The organism is Methylobacterium sp. SyP6R (genome assembly GCF_019216885.1).
GTDB lineage: Bacteria > Pseudomonadota > Alphaproteobacteria > Rhizobiales > Beijerinckiaceae > Methylobacterium.
In genome coordinates, this window is sequence record NZ_JAAQRC020000001.1 from 5,431,713 (window position 1) to 5,448,062 (window position 16,350).

General features: G+C 70.0%; 16 protein-coding genes. 9 read left to right on the plus strand and 7 right to left on the minus strand.

Annotated features, from left to right (window positions below):
- The first annotated feature begins 1 nt into the window (after nt 1).
- Complete coding sequence (locus HBB12_RS24915) at nt 2-1,003, plus strand: LacI family DNA-binding transcriptional regulator (RefSeq protein WP_236992884.1); 1,002 nt, start codon at nt 2-4, stop codon at nt 1,001-1,003.
- Between the two features lie 3 nt (nt 1,004-1,006).
- Here the strand turns inward: HBB12_RS24915 and HBB12_RS24920 are convergent, their stop codons facing one another.
- Both HBB12_RS24920 and HBB12_RS24925 read right to left on the minus strand, forming a co-directional pair.
- Nucleotides 1,007-1,222 (minus strand): hypothetical protein, encoded by a 216-nt coding sequence (locus tag HBB12_RS24920; protein WP_236991836.1) that lies wholly within the window; start codon nt 1,220-1,222, stop codon nt 1,007-1,009.
- A 171-nt stretch (nt 1,223-1,393) separates the two neighbouring features.
- Nucleotides 1,394-2,191, minus strand: a complete 798-nt coding sequence (locus tag HBB12_RS24925; protein ID WP_236991837.1) for a DUF3750 domain-containing protein — start codon at nt 2,189-2,191, stop codon at nt 1,394-1,396.
- A gap of 128 nt (nt 2,192-2,319) precedes the next feature.
- Here HBB12_RS24925 and HBB12_RS24930 point away from each other — a divergent pair, with 128 nt between their 5' ends.
- The 3 genes from HBB12_RS24930 to HBB12_RS24940 are packed head-to-tail and all read left to right on the plus strand — an operon-like array spanning nt 2,320 to nt 4,204.
- Nucleotides 2,320-2,853, plus strand: a complete 534-nt coding sequence (locus HBB12_RS24930) for a tellurite resistance TerB family protein (RefSeq protein ID WP_236991838.1) — start codon at nt 2,320-2,322, stop codon at nt 2,851-2,853.
- Nucleotides 2,854-2,869: 16 nt separating this feature from the next.
- A complete protein-coding gene (locus tag HBB12_RS24935; protein ID WP_236991839.1) occupies nt 2,870-3,712 on the plus strand; it encodes a DUF1206 domain-containing protein in 843 nt (280 codons plus the stop codon).
- Between the two features lie 21 nt (nt 3,713-3,733).
- Nucleotides 3,734-4,204 carry a DUF3237 domain-containing protein gene (locus HBB12_RS24940; RefSeq protein ID WP_236991840.1) on the plus strand — a complete coding sequence of 157 codons (471 nt, stop codon included), beginning with the start codon at nt 3,734-3,736 and terminating at the stop codon, nt 4,202-4,204.
- A gap of 759 nt (nt 4,205-4,963) precedes the next feature.
- Here the strand turns inward: HBB12_RS24940 and HBB12_RS24945 are convergent.
- Together HBB12_RS24945 and HBB12_RS24950 are read right to left on the minus strand one after the other, a co-directional pair.
- On the minus strand, nt 4,964-6,142 hold the full coding sequence (locus tag HBB12_RS24945; RefSeq protein WP_236991841.1) for a pyridoxal phosphate-dependent aminotransferase: 1,179 nt from the start codon (nt 6,140-6,142) through the stop codon (nt 4,964-4,966).
- A 92-nt stretch (nt 6,143-6,234) separates the two neighbouring features.
- The gene (locus HBB12_RS24950) at nt 6,235-6,447 is read right to left on the minus strand and encodes a hypothetical protein (RefSeq protein ID WP_236991842.1); all 213 of its coding nucleotides are present in this window, start codon (nt 6,445-6,447) and stop codon (nt 6,235-6,237) included.
- Nucleotides 6,448-6,672: 225 nt separating this feature from the next.
- Between HBB12_RS24950 and HBB12_RS24955 the strand changes: the two genes are divergently transcribed.
- Complete coding sequence (locus HBB12_RS24955) at nt 6,673-8,484, plus strand: IlvD/Edd family dehydratase (protein ID WP_236992885.1); 1,812 nt, start codon at nt 6,673-6,675, stop codon at nt 8,482-8,484.
- 614 nt (nt 8,485-9,098) lie between these two features.
- On the opposite strand, the gene HBB12_RS24960 is transcribed toward HBB12_RS24955, so the two are convergent.
- Nucleotides 9,099-9,278 carry a hypothetical protein gene (locus HBB12_RS24960; protein WP_236991843.1) on the minus strand — a complete coding sequence of 60 codons (180 nt, stop codon included), beginning with the start codon at nt 9,276-9,278 and terminating at the stop codon, nt 9,099-9,101.
- Nucleotides 9,279-9,416: 138 nt separating this feature from the next.
- On the opposite strand from HBB12_RS24960, the gene HBB12_RS24965 reads away from it, so the two are divergent.
- The 4 genes from HBB12_RS24965 (at nt 9,417) to HBB12_RS24980 (ending at nt 15,100) form a co-directional block, all read left to right on the plus strand.
- Entirely contained in the window at nt 9,417-10,151 is a 735-nt protein-coding gene (locus tag HBB12_RS24965) for a TetR/AcrR family transcriptional regulator (RefSeq protein ID WP_236991844.1), read from the plus strand.
- Entirely contained in the window at nt 10,148-11,368 is a 1,221-nt protein-coding gene (locus tag HBB12_RS24970) for an efflux RND transporter periplasmic adaptor subunit (RefSeq protein WP_236991845.1), read from the plus strand. Before HBB12_RS24965 ends, HBB12_RS24970 begins: the two co-directional genes overlap by 4 nt.
- 67 nt (nt 11,369-11,435) lie before the next feature.
- The gene (locus tag HBB12_RS24975) at nt 11,436-14,537 is read left to right on the plus strand and encodes an efflux RND transporter permease subunit (RefSeq protein ID WP_236991846.1); all 3,102 of its coding nucleotides are present in this window, start codon (nt 11,436-11,438) and stop codon (nt 14,535-14,537) included.
- A gap of 359 nt (nt 14,538-14,896) precedes the next feature.
- Nucleotides 14,897-15,100, plus strand: coding sequence for a hypothetical protein (locus HBB12_RS24980; RefSeq protein ID WP_236991847.1), 204 nt, complete (start codon nt 14,897-14,899; stop codon nt 15,098-15,100).
- A 371-nt stretch (nt 15,101-15,471) separates the two neighbouring features.
- On the opposite strand, the gene folK is transcribed toward HBB12_RS24980, so the two are convergent.
- Together folK and folB are read right to left on the minus strand one after the other, a co-directional pair.
- On the minus strand, nt 15,472-15,990 hold the full coding sequence (folK, locus tag HBB12_RS24985) for a 2-amino-4-hydroxy-6-hydroxymethyldihydropteridine diphosphokinase (RefSeq protein WP_236991848.1): 519 nt from the start codon (nt 15,988-15,990) through the stop codon (nt 15,472-15,474).
- On the minus strand, nt 15,983-16,348 hold the full coding sequence (gene folB / locus HBB12_RS24990; protein ID WP_236991849.1) for a dihydroneopterin aldolase: 366 nt from the start codon (nt 16,346-16,348) through the stop codon (nt 15,983-15,985). The genes folK and folB overlap by 8 nt, the downstream gene beginning before the upstream one ends.
- Between the last annotated feature and the right edge of the window lie 2 nt (nt 16,349-16,350).

Sequence of the window (16,350 nt, forward strand, 5' to 3'; positions counted from 1 at the left end):
GATGCGCGACGTGTCGCGCCTCGCCGGCGTCTCGCCGATGACGGTCTCGCGCACCCTCAGCCAGGCCGCCCTCGTCTCGGAAGAGACGCGGGCGCGGGTGCTGGCGGCGGTGGAGCGGCTCGGCTACGTGCCGGATCGCGGGGCGGGGGGATTGTCGTCGCGGCGCACCGGCTTCGTCGCCCTGATCGTCCCCAGCCTGACCAACCCGAACTTCGCCGACACCGCCGCCGGCCTCACCCAGGCGATGCGCCCGCGCGGCTACCAGCCCCTGATCGGCGTCACCGGCTACTCGCTGGACGAGGAGGAAGTGGTCTTACGCGCGATGCTATCGCGCCGCCCGGACGCGATCGTGGTGTCGGGCATGCAGCATTCGCCCACGACCCGCGACCTTCTGGCCCGCGCCGGGGTGCCGGTGGTGGAGATCTGGGACCGCCCCGAGGCGCCGCTCGACCGGGCGGTGGGTTTCTCGAACTACGAGGTCGGCCGGCTCGCGGCGAAGACGCTGATGGACCTCGGTGCCACCCGCATCGCCGGGCTCGGGCCGGATCGGACCGGCGAGGTCCGCGACTTCCGCGGCGAGGAGCGCCTGAGGGGCCTGCGCGACGGCCTCGCCGAGGCCGGTCTCCCGGACGATCTGATCCTGCATCACGGACGGGCGGCGGGCGCCTTCGCCCACGGCGCCGAGGCGATGGCCGAGCTCCTGCGCCGCGGCGGCGCCGAGGCTTTGTTCCTCGTCTCCGACATCTCGGCCTTCGGCGCCGTGATGGAATGCCGGCGCCGCGGCATCCGGGTGCCGGAGGACGTGCAGGTCCTCGGCTTCGGCGATTTCGAGATCGGCCGCCAATGCGTGCCGCGCCTCTCCACCATCGCGGTCGATGCCGCCGAGATCGGCTTGCGGACCGGTGGGTTGCTGCTCGGGCTCCTCGACGGGGGGGCTACGGCTCCGGCGGTGATCGATCTCGGGTTCCGGCTCGTCCTGCGGGAGAGCACGATCCGGCGGTGAGAATCAGGCCAGCCGCGGCGCCTGGGTCTGACGCTGCCGCAGCACCGGGGCGACGGCGTCCCGCTCGGTCTCCTCCCGTGTGTTGCGCGCGGGCCGTGCCAGCTCGACCGGCGGGAACAGGTCGTGCAGCCCGCGCGAGACGCCGATGAGGACAGGAGCGAAGGTCCCGTTGAGCGCGGAGGGGGCCGCATCGGCCTTGACGAATCGTGAGCTGGACATGTGCAGTGCAAACCCCGCGGTCAGGCTCAACGCGCTGCACCATGGTTTGGTTCACGACCTGCGTGCAGATGATGTGCGGATCCCCTTCGGCGATGCGAGCGGGCGACATGACACGACCCGTCGGCGGCGAGGCGCCCGTCCCGTGGCGCTGCCAGGGATCGACGGCGTGTGTCAGTTCCGTGCCGTCGGGGCGATCAGCGTCTCGGTGGCACCGGCCGGGTCCATGCCGATGCGGCCCCAGCCCGGCAGCTTCAGGGCCGGGCGGCGCAGGTCGAGCCCCGCCACCGCCCCGAGGACGTTCACCTCGATCCCCTCGACCCAGCCGAGGGTGAGCCCGAGATAGCCCCTGCCCGAGAGCTGCAATCCGGTGCGGCTCGGGGTCCAGGCGACCACGTCCTCCGAAAAATCCTTGCCGAGGGCCGTCGGCGGCAGCGCCACGGCGAGCTCCGGCACCGCCCGCAGCACATGGGTCACGAAGGTGTTGGAGTTCGGCCCCGGCCAGGCGCTGTAGCTGCCGGCGGCCCGGTGCGGATAGGTCGCGACCGCGGCGCGGATCCGCGGCACGGCGCGCTCCGCCGCCTCGCCGTCGAGGGCCAGCACCACCTGCGGCGGGTTGCCGAACCAGCGCGCATCGGCCGCGTAGGCGTCGGTCCGCACCGGCAGGCCCCAGCCGACCACATCGTAGCGGGTGTAGCGCGGGGCGCCCGCCTCCTTGACCACGATCCAGGTGTGGTGGGCGAAGATGCCCCGCCAGCGCCCGACCCGGGCGGCGTAGATCCGCACCTTCGCCTCCGGAGCGGCCGTTGCGGCGGGCAGGAGCCGGGCGCTCGACCAGTCGGCGGTGGACCAGTCGGGAGCGACGTCGTCGCGGCTCCACCACCACAGGGCGTGGGCGGCGAGCGGCAGCAGGAACAGGATGACGAGGGCGAGCACCAGGGTGCGCGCCAGCCAGGCCAGGGCGAGAAGCATGACCGCAAGATGGCGCTGCGAGCGTGGCCGCGCAACCGGCGCGGCGATCCGCCGTTCATCCGCGAACCGGAGCCGCACGAGACCGTTGTCGGCAAAGAGATGAACTGTGACGGGTACGGGAGGGCGTGATGGCCGAGGTGAAACGGGTGCTGGATGCCCTGGTGCGCAGTCGCCGCGGCGGGCTCGCGGCCTCCGCCGCCCTCGGTGGGCTGGCGCTCATCGCCGGGCTTGCCCTGCGGGCGACGCAAGCGGAGGCGCCGGCCGCGCAACCGTCGTCGAAGTCCCCCGCGACCCCCTTCGAGGCCGGCGCGCTCAGCGACGACGAGGCGACGCTCTGCCTGCGCATCATGGTGGCGGCCTCGGCCGCCGACGGGGTGATCGATGCCCGCGAGCGCGAGCGGCTCGACGCGGCGGTTGCCGAATCCGGCCTCGACCTCGCCGGCCGGCAATGGCTCGCCCGCGAGCTGGAGGACCCGGCGACGATCGACGAGATCGCCGACCGGGTCCAGGATCCCGAATCGGGCGCCCGGGTCTACGCCGCGGCCCGCCTCGCCATCGACCCCGATACGATGCAGGAGCGCACCTTCCTGCGGATGCTGGCGGAGGCCCTCGACCTCGACGAGGGTGCGGTCGCGCGGGTCGAATCCGGCCTCGCGGCCTGACCGGGGCGAGGCTTCCATGCACGCCGCAGGCCGGCAAGCCCTCGAACTGCTCGCCCGCCTCGGCTACGGCGCCCGCGGGGTCACCTACTGCCTCGTCGGCGGCCTCGCCCTGCTGGCGACGATCGGCGTCGGCGGGCAGACCGGGGGCAGCCGCAGCGCACTCCTGATCCTGCTGGAGCGGCCCTTCGGCTGGATCCTGCTCGGGATCGTCGCCTTCGGCCTCGCCGCCTTCGCACTCTGGCGGGTGGTCGAGGCGCTCACCGATGCCGACGGCTACGGCCGCTCGGCCAAGGGGCTGGCGACCCGGGCCGGCCACCTCGTCAGCGGCGTCACCTATGGCGGCCTCGGCGCCTCGATGATGCTGGCGGCGCTGGGGCGCGGCACCGCCCGCCAAGCCGAGGACCAGGGCGCGCGGGACTGGACCGCCTGGCTCCTGCAGCAGCCCTTCGGCCAATGGCTCGTCGGCGCGGTCGGGCTGATCGTCATCGGCGCCGGCCTCGCCTTCGCGTGGAAGGCCTGGAAGGGCGACGTGTGCAAGCGCCTCTCCGTCCCTCACGATGCCCGCGACTGGGTGCGCCATCTCGGCCGCTTCGGCTATGCCGCGCGGGCGCTCACCTTCGGGCTGATCGGCGGCTTCCTGATCGCGGCGGCGCTCGCGAGCCGGTCGAGCGAGGTCAAGGGCCTCGGCGGCGCGCTGCAAACCCTGCGGGGCGAGCCCTATGGCTGGGTGCTGCTCGGCCTCACCGCCGCCGGCCTCGCCGCCTTCGGGGTGTTCGGCCTCGTCCAGGCCCGCTACCGCCGCATCGACCCGCCGGACCTCGACGCGGCGCGCCGGGCGGTGGAAGATATCGCGCGATAAGAGTGATCGGAGGAGAGGGTTTTGGATACGCCGCTGCCGCTTCGCACCGAGTTCCTGTTCCGCATCGCCCTGACGGTCGGCGCGCCGCAAGCGATCGGCCCCTCCCGCGGCACCGACCTGCGGGTCGTGCCGGTGACCGGCGGCACCGTCTCAGGCCCGCGCCTCGACGCCGAGGTGCTGCCTGCTCCTGCCGGCGACTGGCTGCGGGTCGAGCCTGACGGCACGACGCATCTCGACGTGCGGCTCACGTTTCGGGCTTCGGGCGGCGGCCTCGTCTATTGCCAGTATTCCGGCCTGCGCGCCGGCCCGCCGGAGGTGCTGGCCCGCCTCGGCCGCGGCGAGGCGGTGACACCGGAGGCGTATTACTTCCGCACGGCGTTGCGCTTCGAGACCGGGGCGGAGGATCTGGCCTGGCTCAACCGGGTGGTCGCCGTGGGGGTGGGGCAGCGATTGCCGCAGGGGCCGGTTTATGATGTGTATGGCGTGATGTGATGCGGCTGAAGCCGGTAGAGGTGACACGGCTGTTCCCGGTACCGTGTATTGAGTTCCCGCAGCAATTATTGACACCCTCCGCGTCATCCCGGGGCCGCGCAGCGGAGCCCGGGATCCAGAACCGCAGGTCTTGCAGACGAAGCCGAGGCGTGTTCCGGGTTGCCGTTCTCAGCCTGACTATCTGAATTCCAGACTCCGCTGCCCGGCTTCGAAATGACATGTTGGAAAATGATCGATACGGTGAAGATATTTTTCGTTCTGCTCTCGGGATCTGTTGATCGATCCAACGACTTAATCCCACACACAACCTTATCCTGAGGTGTCAGGCCATCGGAGATGGACTGACCTCGAAGGAGACTCCATAAGTCGCTGCGATCGCTGGAGCCCTCCTTCGAGGTCAGTCGATCTGCGATCGACTAACACCTCAGGATGAGGTGGGAGGGTGGGATATTTCGTGCTCCCTCTCAGTTTTCGGCAGAGCAATCCACTCAGACAGACGCTCAGGCTCGGTCTGACGTGCTGGATATGGCCGTGCTGCACGTGGCAGAACGGACATCCTCATCACAGGCCAGCTGCGCGCACATGCGGGCGAAGGCTTCTGCGACAGGCATGAGTCGTCCCGCCTCGGCATCGGCGATGCCGCGAACAAGAGCGGCATCGATCGTTTTCAGCCTCGTCTCGCGATCCGTCACAGTCCAACTCTATGCTCGGACGGAGAGGATCGGGCCACGACGCTCTGACAAACGCCGAGCCGGCGCCTCAGCGCCGATTCCCCTCCAGGAACGCCCCGATCCGCTCCAGCGCCCGCGCAATATTCTCCGCAGAATTGGCGTAGGACAGGCGCAGATACCCCTCGCCATGCACGCCGAAATCCGGCCCGCCGATCGTCGCGACGCCGGCTTCTTCCAGCAGCGCGGATGCCAGCGCCTTGGCCTTCCACCCGGTCTCGGAGATGTTCGGGAACGCGTAGAACGCGCCCTTCGGGGTGATGCAGGACACGCCCGGCAGGCGGTTCAGCCCCTCGACCACCAGGAGGCGGCGGCGGTCGAACTCGGCCATCATGGCGGCGACGCAATCCTGCGGCCCGTCCAGCGCCGCGATGCCGGCCCATTGCGTCGCGGCGTTGACGCAGGAGAACGAGTTCACCGCGAGCTTGCGGGCGGCATCGTAGAGCGGCGCCGGCCAGACCGACCAGCCGAGGCGCCAGCCGGTCATCGCGTAGGTCTTGGAGGCGCCGTCGAGGTAGATCAGTCGGTCGCGGATCTCCGGATAGGCGAGCAGCGTGTGGTGGCGCTCGCCGTCATAGGTCATCGTGCCGTAGATCTCGTCCGACATGATCGTCACGTCGGGATGCGCGGCGAGGCCGGCGACGAGCGTGTCGATCTCGGCCTTCGGGGTCACGCCCCCCGTGGGGTTGGCGGGAGAGTTCAGGATCAGCAGGCGGGTGCGCGGGGTGATGAGCGCGAGCGTCTCCTCGGCCGAGAAGGCGAAGCCGTTCGCCTCGCGGATCGGCACCGGCACCGGCGTGGCGCCGGTGAACTCGATCATCGAGCGGTAGATCGGGAAACCCGGATCCGGATACAGGATCTCGGCCCCCGGCTCGCCGAACATCAGGATCGCCATGAACATGGTGACCTTGCCGCCCGGCACGATCATCACGCTGTCGGGCGAGACCTGGACGCCGAGACGCCGGTCGAGGTCGCGGGACACCGCCTCGCGCAAGGGCAGGATGCCGGTCGCCGGGGTGTAGCCGTGATGCCCGTCCTGCAGGGCCTTCACCGCCGCCTCGACGACGTGGGGCGGGGTCGGCATGTCGGGCTGGCCGATGCCGAGATTGATCACGTCGCGGCCGGCCTGGGCGAGGGCGGTCGCGCGGGCGAGGACCGCGAAGGCGTTCTCCTCCCCGATGCGCGAGAAGGCGGGGACGATCACGGGCATGGCGGTCTCTCGTTTCCTCGAATGCGGTCGAGGCGGGGCGTGCCCCGCCTTTAGCGGTCCCGCGGCCTTCTGGTGCCGTCGGGACGGTTCGATCAGCGCGACGAGTTCTTCTCGGCGAGCCGGCTGACGCCGAACGAGAGCGCGCCGCCGAGCACGATCAGGATGATGCCGGTCTTGATCGCGGCCCAGAGCAGCGAGCGCTCGATGCCCTCGTCGGTCAGCATGATGATCAGGCAGACGAGGACCGGGATCGACACCACGATGGCGATCGGCACCAGCGGGTTGGTCGTCTTCTCTTGGCTCATTGGGCGGCTCCCCCGAACGATCGAGCTGTATGGTTCAGCCGGCCTCATAGCACCGCTCGCCCGCCTTGCGACAGCGCCCGGACGATAAACTTATGGCTCGTCGGGGTCGCAGGCGGCGGAGGCCCGGGCATGCGCGCGGCGGTGTTGCCTTCCTGCACCGGCCGGGTCCATAGGTTCCCCGGAACGGTTCTCGACAAGAACGAATTCGGGAAGGACGACCCCGCCATGGCCCAGACGCCGCGCCCCCGCATCGACGCCAGCCGCCTGCGTTCGCGCCTCTGGTTCGACAACCCGGACAACCCGGGCATGACCGCGCTCTACCTCGAGCGCTACCTCAATTTCGGCCTGACCGTCGGCGAGCTGCGCGGCGGCAAGCCGCTGATCGGCATCGCCCAGACCGGCTCCGACCTGTCGCCCTGCAACCGCCACCACCTCGAACTGGCCAAGCGCGTGCGCGAGGGCATCACGGCGGCCGGCGGCGTGGCCTTCGAGTTCCCGTGCCACCCGATCCAGGAGACCGGCAAGCGGCCGACGGCGTCCCTCGACCGCAACCTCGCCTACTTGTCCCTCGTCGAGGTGCTGTACGGCTATCCCCTCGACGGCGTCGTGCTGCTCACCGGCTGCGACAAGACCATGCCGGCCTGCCTGATGGCGGCCGCCACCGTGAACATCCCGACGATCTCGCTCAATGTCGGCCCGATGCTGAACGGCTGGAGCCGCGGCGAGCGCACCGGCTCGGGCACCGTGGTGTGGAAGGCCCGCGAGCGCCACGCCGCCGGCGACATCGACTACCAGCAATTCCTCGACATCGTGGCCTCCTCGGCGCCCTCGACCGGGCATTGCAACACGATGGGCACCGCCTCGACCATGAACGCGCTGGCGGAAGCGCTCGGCATGGCGCTGCCGGGCTCGGCGGCGATCCCCGCGCCCTACCGCGAGCGCGGACAAGCCGCCTACGCCACCGGCCAGCGCATCGTCGACATGGTGTGGGAGGACCTGAAGCCCTCCGACATCCTGACCCGCGAGGCGTTCGAGAACGCGATCGTCGCCAACACCGCTATCGGCGGCTCGACCAACGCGCCGATCCACATCAACGCCATCGCCAAGCTGATCGGCGTGCCGCTCTCCTGCGACGACTGGGAGCGCGTCGGCTACGACATCCCGCTCCTCGTCAACATGCAGCCCGCCGGCCAATATCTCGGCGAGGAATATTATCGCGCCGGCGGCCTGCCGGCGGTGATGTCGGAGCTGATCGAGGCCGGCAAGCTCCATGCCGACGCGCTCACCTGCAACGGCAAGACCGTTGCCGAGAACTGCGCGGGCGCCCAGACCTGGGATCGCGACGTCATCAAGCCCTATGGCGAGCCGATGCGGGAGCGCGCCGGGTTCCTCAACCTCAAGGGCTCGCTGTTCGATTCCGCGATCATGAAGACCAGCGTGATCAGCCGGGAGTTCTACGACCGCTACCTCGCCAACCCGGACGATCCCTACGCCTTCGAGGGGCGTGTCGTGGTGTTCGACGGGCCGGAGGATTACCACCACCGCATCGACGATCCGGCGCTCGAGATCGACGAGCACACGGTGCTGATCATGCGGGGCGCCGGGCCGATCGGCTATCCGGGCGCGGCCGAGGTCGTGAACATGCAGCCCCCGGGCGAGCTGATCCGCAAGGGCGTGCTGTCGCTGCCCTGCATCGGCGACGGGCGCCAGTCCGGCACCTCGGGCACGCCCTCGATCCTCAACGCCTCGCCGGAGGCGGCGGCCGGCGGCGGTCTGGCGCTGCTCCAGAACGGCGACCGGGTCCGGATCGACCTCAACAAGCGCACCGCCGACATCCTGCTCCCCGAGGAGGAGATCCAGCGGCGCCGCGACGACCTCAACGCCCGGGGCGGCTACCCCTACCCGGCGAGCCAGACCCCCTGGCAGGCGATCCAGCGCGCGATGGTGGACCAGCTCTCCGAGGGCATGATCCTCAAGGGCTCCGAGGCCTTCCAGCGCATCGCACAGACGCATGGGGTGCCGCGCGACAACCACTAGAGCATTTTCCGACGAAGTGGAAACCGGTTCGTCGCAGACAATGCGGCAAAACAAGGACTTAGAGAGCTTCGCGATTGCAGCGCGATCGTGACGTGATCTGAAAGACCGCCGCCCCGGACCGCGGACGATTCGGGGCGGTACAGGGTCCCGGCTCATCCCGGGAGCCTGTTCGAGCGGTTGCGTCGATCGATCCAAATAGAAATTCGCGAGCCCAGGGTGGCATTTGCCACCCTTGGCTCGCGAAACAATTTCATCCGCTAGGGACCGCGAAGCCGGTGAACAACTGATACCAACTGTCGTTGAAAACGACCTTTGGTTCCGTTCTCGAATTTTCCGCCAAGCCCAAGATCCCGGACTTCTGGGCTTGGTGTCGAAAATTCGAGATGGGTCAATGGCCCCGTCGATCTCGGGCTCGCCCGAGATCGAAGCGATGCGTCAGCATCTTGGGCCGTTGGTTATGAGATCGGAATCGACCGATCCAAGAGCCTCTCGCGCTAAGAATTTCTTAACCACAAAACGCTCAAAATTCTAGACCATGCAGGTCACGGGCCACGAAAAAGCCGGGGCGCGAACCCCGGCCCGCCGTCGACGACCGATCGGGCGTGAAGCCCGGCTCAGCCGAGGTTCAGGCGGTCCACCTTCGTGCCCGCCCCGCGCAACGATTCCGGGATCGCCGCGAAATCGGCGTAACCCGCCTCGCGCGCCATCGCGTCGAGGGCCTGCTGCTCGTTCTCGGCGCCGCCGGTCCAGAGAATGGCGCCGGTCGCGGTCTGCCTGACCTGGAAGATGGCCATGAACACTGTCCTCCCACTGAAGACTGAGATCCTGGCCGTCAACGCGCGCCGCTCGGTGGAGGTTGCACGGCATCGAACGTTGCGGGAACACCCGAATCGGGTGTAGAGAATGAACGTTCATTCTCATGGCCTCCCCACGTGCCGCCTCAAGCCAGCCCTGCCCGCCTCGATTCGGCCGAGGGACGCCGCTCCCGCATCCTCGATGCGGCGGAGGCCTGCTTCGTCCGCCACGGCTTCCACCGCGCCACGATGCACGACGTGGCGGCGGAGGCCGGCATGAGCCCCGGCAACCTCTACCGCTACTTCCCGTCGAAGGACGCGATCGTCGCCGGCCTCGCCGAGCGCGACCGCGCCGCGGTGGCCGAGGATTTTTCGGGCATCGAGGCCGCCCCGGACCTGATGCAGGCCTTCGCTTCCCTGGCGCGGCGCCACCTCGCCGAGGCCCCGGCCGAGAAGGCGGTGCTCTGCCTGGAGATGTGGGCCGAGGCGACCCGCAACCCCGCCATGGCGGCGATCTGCCGGGACTTCGAGCGCGAGATCTCGGCGCGCCTCTCCGGCCTCTACCGCCGGGCGCAAGACCGTCTCGACCGACAAGACCGTCTCGACCGACAAGACCGTCTCGACCGACAAGACCGTCTCGACCGACAAGATCGTCGCGACCCGCCGCTCCCCGGCGCCGACCCGGAGGCGCTCGCCCGCCTCGCCATGGTGATGGCCGACGGCATCATGGTCCGCCGTGCCCTCTCGCCCGATTTCGCCCCCGGCCCCGTCATCGACGCCATGCTGACCCTGATCGGCGCGGCGCTCGACGGCCGCTTCGACCCGACCGGCCCCGTCCCGACGGGGCCGTCCACTCCGGAACCCGCCCGATGATCCGCCTCCGTCGCCGCGCCGGCGTTCCGGCCGCCCTTCTCGCCGCTCTCGCCGCTGCACCCGCCATCGCCGCCGAGACCGCGCCCGCCGCCGGCCCCGTCGTCACCGCCGCGCCCGCGCCCGCCGTCACCGTCGCGGTGGCCGCCGAGCGCGAGGTCGTCGAGCACGCCGTCGTCACCGGCAACCTTGTGCCGCGCGACGAGATCCTCGTCTCGCCGGAGATCGAGGGCTGCCGCATCACCGAGCTGCTGGTGGAGGAGGGCGACCGGGTCGCCAAGGGGGCGGTGCTGGCCCGCCTCTCCCGCGAGATGATCGACACCCAGCTCGCCCAGAATGCCGCCGCGATCGCCCGCGCCGAGGGCGCGGTGGCGCAGGCGCGCAGCTCGATCGTGCAGGCCGAGGCCGCGCAGGTCGAGGCGAGCCTGTCGCTCGAGCGCGCCCAGAGCCTGATGAAGACCGGCAACGGCACCGCGGCGGTGCTGGAGCAGCGGGAATCCGCCGCCAAGGGCGCCGAGGGCCGGCTGTCGGCCGCCCGCAACGGGCTGACCATCGCGCAGGCCGACCTCGCCCAGGCGCGGGCGCAACGCAGCGAACTCGACCTGAAGCTCGCCCGCACCGAGATCCGCGCGCCGGAAGGCGGCATCGTCAGCCGCCGCACCGCCCGGGTCGGCGCCACTGCGAGCGCCTCCGCCGAGCCGCTGTTTCGCCTGATCGCCCGCGGCGAGATCGAGCTCGAGGGCGAGGTGCCGGAGACCGGGCTCGCGCGGCTGCGCGCCGGCGCCCCGGCAAGCCTCGACCTCGACACCACAGACGGGCCGGTCGCGGTCTCAGGGCGCGTCCGGGTCGTCTATCCGGAAGTCGACCGGGCGACCCGCCTCGGCAAGGTCCGCATCAAGCTCGAGGCCGATCCGCGCCTGCGCATCGGCGCCTTCGCCCGCGGCGCCGTCGAGGCGGCGCGGCGCACCGGCGTCGCGGTGCCGCTCGCCTCGGTGGTCTACGGCGCTTCGGGCCCGACCGTGCTGGTGGTCTCCGGCGAGCGGGTCGAGCTGCGCCCGATCCGCACCGGCCTCTCGGCCGGCGGCTTCATCGAGGTCCGCGACGGGGTCAAGGCCGGGGAGGCCGTGGTGGCCCGGGCCGGCAGCTTCCTGCGCGACGGCGACCGGGTGCGGCCGATCTATCCCGCGATGCCCGCGACCGCCGAGGCGGGGCGTCCTTGACGCCCCCATCCTGATTCGCCGGCGTCCCTGACACCTCTCGCTTCTCATTCCTGAACGGATCCGCGCGATGCGCCTGAACGTCTCCGCCTGGGCGATCCGCAAGCCGATCCCCTCGATCGTGCTCTTCCTGGTGCTCGGGCTGCTCGGCCTCGTGAGCTTCCGCAGCCTGCCGATCACCCGCTTCCCCAACATCGACATCCCGATCGTCTCGGTGACGGTGACCCAGGCCGGCGCCGCGCCGAGCGAATTGCAGACCCAGGTCACCAAATGGGTCGAGGACGCGGTGGCGGGGGTGAAGGGCGTCAAGCACATCATCTCGGCGATCACCGAGGGCACCTCGACCACGACGGTCGAGTTCCGCCTGGAGGTCAACACCGACCGCGCCGTCAACGACGTCAAGGACGCGATCGCCAAGATCCGGATGAACCTGCCGCGGACGATCGACGAGCCGATCATCTCGCGCGTCGAGATCGCCGGCCTGCCGATCATGGTCTACGGCGCCTCGGCGCCCGCGATGACGCCCGAGGACCTGTCCTGGTTCGTCGACGACGTGGTGGCGCGCCAGATCCAGGGCCTGCGCGGCGTCGGCGGCGTCGAGCGCCTAGGCGGCGTCGCCCGCGAGGTCCGGGTGACCTTGAAGCCCGACCGGCTGCTGGCGCTGGGCATCACCGCGGCCGACGTGAACCGGCAGTTGCGCCTGACCTCCGCCGACATGGCCGGCGGCCGGGCCGAGGTCGGCGGCCAGGAGCAGTCGATCCGGACGCTCGCCGCCTCCTCGACCCTCGACACCCTGGCGGCGACCTCGATCGTGCTGCCGGGCGGGCGCAAGGTCCGCCTCGACGACCTCGCGACCTTGACCGACGGGGCCGAGGAGCCCCGCACCTTCGCGCGCCTCAACGGCGAGCCGGTCGTCGCCTTCGCGATCTCGCGGGCGAGCGGCGCCAGCGACGCCTCGGTCGGCGAGGTGGTGGCGAAGAAAATCGAGGAGTTTGCCAAGGAGTATCCGGGCGTCCGCTTCGACCGGATCGATTCGTCGGTCACCAACACCATCGGCAACTACGAATCCGCCATGCACAGCCTGATGGAGGGCGCGGGGCTGGCGGTGCTGGTGGTGTTCCTGTTCCTGCGCGACTGGCGCGCGACGCTGATCGCCGCGGTGGCCCTGCCGCTCTCGGTCTTCCCGACCTTCTGGGCGATGAGCGCGATGGGCTTCTCGCTCAATGCGGTGAGCCTGCTCGCCATCACGCTGGTCACCGGCATCCTCGTCGACGACGCGATCGTCGAGATCGAGAACATCGTCCGCCACATGCGGCTCGGCAAGTCGCCCTACCGCGCGGCGATCGAGGGCGCCGACGAGATCGGCCTGGCGGTGATCGCCATCACCGCCACCCTGATCGCGATCTTCGCCCCCGTCTCGTTCATGGGCGGCATCGCCGGGCAGTACTTCAAGCAGTTCGGCCTCACTATCGCGGCGGCCGTGTTCATGTCGCTGCTGGTGGCCCGCCTCATCACCCCGATGATGGCGGCCTATTTCCTGCGCGACCACGGCCACCACGAGGAGCGCGAGGGCCCGGTGATGCGGGTCTACAACCGCGTCGTGCTGTGGTCGGTGCGGCACAAATACGTGACCCTGGTCGTCGGCCTCGCGCTGTTTGCCGCTTCCATCATGTCGACGAGCCTCCTGCCGGCGGGCTTCCTGCCCAAGGAGGATGCCGCCCGCACCCTGATGGTGGTCGAGCTGCCCCCGGGCGCGCGGCTGGAGGACACGATCGCCGTCACCGACCGGATCGCCCAGCGCATCCGTACCCTGCCGGAGGTCCGCTCGGTCTTCGTCGATGGCGGCCGCCAGTTGCCGGGCAAGAAGGAGGTGCGGCTTGCCACCTTCACCATCAACCTGACGCCGAAGAACGCCCGCGTGCGCAAGCAGGCCGACGTGGAAGCGGCGATCATGGACCTGATGCGCGACGAGCCGGACGTGCGCTACTGGTCCTTGCGCGAGGGCGGCCAGCGCGACTTCACCCTCATCGTCGCCGGCGGCGACACCGCCCAGGTGACCGACGTCGCCGAGAGGATGCAGCGCGAGGTCGCGGCCCTGCCGAACCTCGTCAACGTGATGTCGACCGCCCCCCTCGACCGGACCGAGGTGCGCATCCGCCCCAAACCCGGCGTCGCCGCCGATCTCGGCGTCTCGACCGACACCATCGCGGAGACGGTCCGCGTCGGCACGATCGGCGACATCGGCCAGAACCTCGCCAAGTTCAACGCCACCGACCGGCAGATCCCGATCCGGGTGCAATTGCCGATGGCCTTGCGCGGCGACCTCTCGGCGTTGGAGAGCCTGAAAGTGCCGGCGAAGAACGGCGCCTCCGTGCCGCTCGCGGCGGTGGCCGATATCAGCCTCGGCCGCGGGCCGACCGCGATCGACCGCTACGACCGGGCGGTGCGCGTGGCGCTGGAAGCGAACATGCAGGGATCCGACGCGCTCGGCGAGCAGATCAAGCTCGCGATGAACACCCCCACCGCCCGCAACCTGCCGCCCGGCATCTCCTTGCGCCAGACCGGCGACGCCGAGGTGATGGGCGAGGTGTTCGAGGGTTTCGCCATGGCGATGGGCGCCGGCCTGATGATGGTGCTCGGCGTGCTGATCCTGCTCTTCGCCTCCTTCTTCCAGCCCCTCACCATCCTGTTCTCGCTGCCGCTCTCGATCGGCGGGGCGATCCTCGGCCTCCTGATCTTCAACCGGCCGATCTCGATGCCGGTGGTGATCGGCATCCTGATGCTGATGGGCGTGGTGACCAAGAACGCGATCATGCTGGTGGATTTCGCCGTCGAGGAGATGGCCCGCGGCGTCGACCGGGTCACCGCCATCACCCAGGCCGGTGCCAAGCGCGCCCGGCCGATCGTGATGACGACCATCGCCATGGCGGCCGGCATGGTGCCGAGCGCGATGGCCTTCGGCATCGGCGGCGAGTTCCGCTCGCCGATGGCGATCGCGGTGATCTCCGGCCTGATCGTCTCGACCCTGCTCTCCCTCGTCTTCGTCCCGGCGATCTTCCTCCTGATGGACGACCTGTCGCGCCTGACCGGCCGCCTGTTCGGGCGCTTCGTCGGCGCGGTCGACGAGCCGCCGGGGCACGAGGCGGCCCACCGGCCGGCACCGGCGGAGTAGGGGAGCGATCGACAGCGGCGGGCGTGTCGTGGGACAAGATGGGTGTCTGCTCCGGGCCCTCTACGAGCCCGCCGGCTTCATGCCCCGTGGGGGCCGTTCACGGGTCATGCGGACGATCCGCTCAAGCGGCCTCATGGAGCGGCGCCTGTGAGACTCGACGGCCCGTCGATCTCGGGCTCACCCGAGACCGAATCGATGTGCCGGCATCCCGAACCGGCGGCAGGACGTGCAGCCTTGCCGTGCGGCGGTCTGCCTTGCAAGCAACGGCTCGGTCAAGCCGTACTCGTGATGGAGAATTTGTCATGAAACCGCGGCCGTTTCGTGCGTGTTGACCGGTCTCTGACCAAGAGGAAGAGGCCATGATCAAGCCGCTGATTTCCGCCGCCGTGTGCGCCGCCTGCCTGCTGTCGGTGACGCCAGTCTTCGCCGCCGAGAACACCATTCCGCAAGGCAGGCGGGATGAGATGTCACAGAAATACACCGAGAATCAGATCAAGCAGCAGCACAAGGAGAACAAGGAGGCCAATCAAAACGTCGATCGGCTGATCACAAACCGGAAATAGACGCCCGATCGAGGCTCTTGCGGCGGCGCCTGGATGCCGGCATGGGGCATGTCCTCGGGTCAGGTCCTCGTCGAAGGTGCCGGCAGCGACCCGGACGGGATGAGGCCTGGTCGGGGGCATCGCGCCCGGGCGCGCAGGAGCGAAGCCGAAATCCGCATTGCGAAAGCGATTCGACTGGATTGCCCGAAGCAACCACGAAGCAAACACCCGGATTTCGCATGAACCGATCGACGATCGGCCGATTCCGAAGGTGGGCTCCAGACTTCCCTGCGATCCCTGGAGCCCGCCTTCGAGGCTGCCGCCCGCGACGGCGCGTCGGGACGAGGCCGTGACGCGGGAAGCGTGAGCCAGGCGCTCGACCTCCGCCCGATTCAGGCTCTGCCGTGCGGTGCAGGCTCTCCTGACAGCGCGGAACCGTCCACCGGCTCGATCCCGCTCCGGTCGAGCCGCGCCAGCGCCTCCCTCACCGTCTCCCCGCCGATCGCCAGGTCCGGGGCGATCTCGGCGAGGGGCACCAGCACGAAGGCGCGCTCGCGCAGGAAACGGTGGGGCAGCACCAGCCGCTCGTCGCTGACCGTGGCGCCGGCATAATGCAGCACGTCGATGTCGATCACCCGCGGGCCCCAGCGGCGCTCCCGCACCCGGCCGATGCGGGTCTCGGCGGAGAGGCAGGCCTCCAGCAGGGCGTGGGGCGACAGCGTCGTCGCGATCCCGATCGCGGCATTGAGGAACCAGTCCTGGTCGGTATCGCCCCAGGGCGGCGTGCGGTAGTTGCGCGAGCGGGCCGTCACCGCGATGCCGGGCGTGGCGGCGAGCGCCGCGATCGCCGCGTCGAGCATCGCGGCCTTGTCGCCGAGATTGCTGCCGAGTCCGAGAAACGCGTCAGGCACGCCGGATCCTCGTGATCTCGACGGCCACGTTGTCGAGCACCAGCGGCACCGGCGCGCCCGGCTTGTCGATCCGGACCGTCAGGGACTGGAGTGCCGGGAAGGCCTTGAGCGCCTCCTGGGCGATGGTCTCCGCCAGGGCCTCGATCAGCCGGAAGCGGCGCTCGGTGGCGATGCGGTGGGCGAGGCCCGCGAGGTCGGCATAGCTCACCGTGGCGCCGATCTCGTCGCTGCGCCCGGCCTCGCCGAGATCGAGGCGAGCTTCCAGCGAGAGGTAGAAGCGCTGGCCCAGCACCTCCTCCTCCAGCAGCACGCCGTGACGGGCGAAGACCGCGAGGCGGTGGATCAGGATGCGGTCCAAAG

Excerpts from the sequence above, each read along its gene's own strand:
- HBB12_RS24975 (WP_236991846.1), top strand. The coding sequence starts at position 11,436 with ATGCGCCTGAACGTCTCCGCCTGGGCGATCCGCAAGCCGATCCCCTCG.
- HBB12_RS24950 (WP_236991842.1), bottom strand. The coding sequence starts at position 6,447 with ATGAGCCAAGAGAAGACGACCAACCCGCTGGTGCCGATCGCCATCGTG.
- HBB12_RS24970 (WP_236991845.1), top strand. The coding sequence starts at position 10,148 with ATGATCCGCCTCCGTCGCCGCGCCGGCGTTCCGGCCGCCCTTCTCGCC.
- HBB12_RS24980 (WP_236991847.1), top strand. The coding sequence starts at position 14,897 with ATGATCAAGCCGCTGATTTCCGCCGCCGTGTGCGCCGCCTGCCTGCTG.
- HBB12_RS24955 (WP_236992885.1), top strand. The coding sequence starts at position 6,673 with ATGGCCCAGACGCCGCGCCCCCGCATCGACGCCAGCCGCCTGCGTTCG.
- HBB12_RS24935 (WP_236991839.1), top strand. The coding sequence starts at position 2,870 with ATGCACGCCGCAGGCCGGCAAGCCCTCGAACTGCTCGCCCGCCTCGGC.
- HBB12_RS24960 (WP_236991843.1), bottom strand. The coding sequence starts at position 9,278 with ATGGCCATCTTCCAGGTCAGGCAGACCGCGACCGGCGCCATTCTCTGG.
- HBB12_RS24945 (WP_236991841.1), bottom strand. The coding sequence starts at position 6,142 with ATGCCCGTGATCGTCCCCGCCTTCTCGCGCATCGGGGAGGAGAACGCC.
- HBB12_RS24930 (WP_236991838.1), top strand. The coding sequence starts at position 2,320 with ATGGCCGAGGTGAAACGGGTGCTGGATGCCCTGGTGCGCAGTCGCCGC.
- HBB12_RS24920 (WP_236991836.1), bottom strand. The coding sequence starts at position 1,222 with ATGTCCAGCTCACGATTCGTCAAGGCCGATGCGGCCCCCTCCGCGCTC.
- HBB12_RS24925 (WP_236991837.1), bottom strand. The coding sequence starts at position 2,191 with ATGCTTCTCGCCCTGGCCTGGCTGGCGCGCACCCTGGTGCTCGCCCTC.
- HBB12_RS24915 (WP_236992884.1), top strand. The coding sequence starts at position 2 with ATGCGCGACGTGTCGCGCCTCGCCGGCGTCTCGCCGATGACGGTCTCG.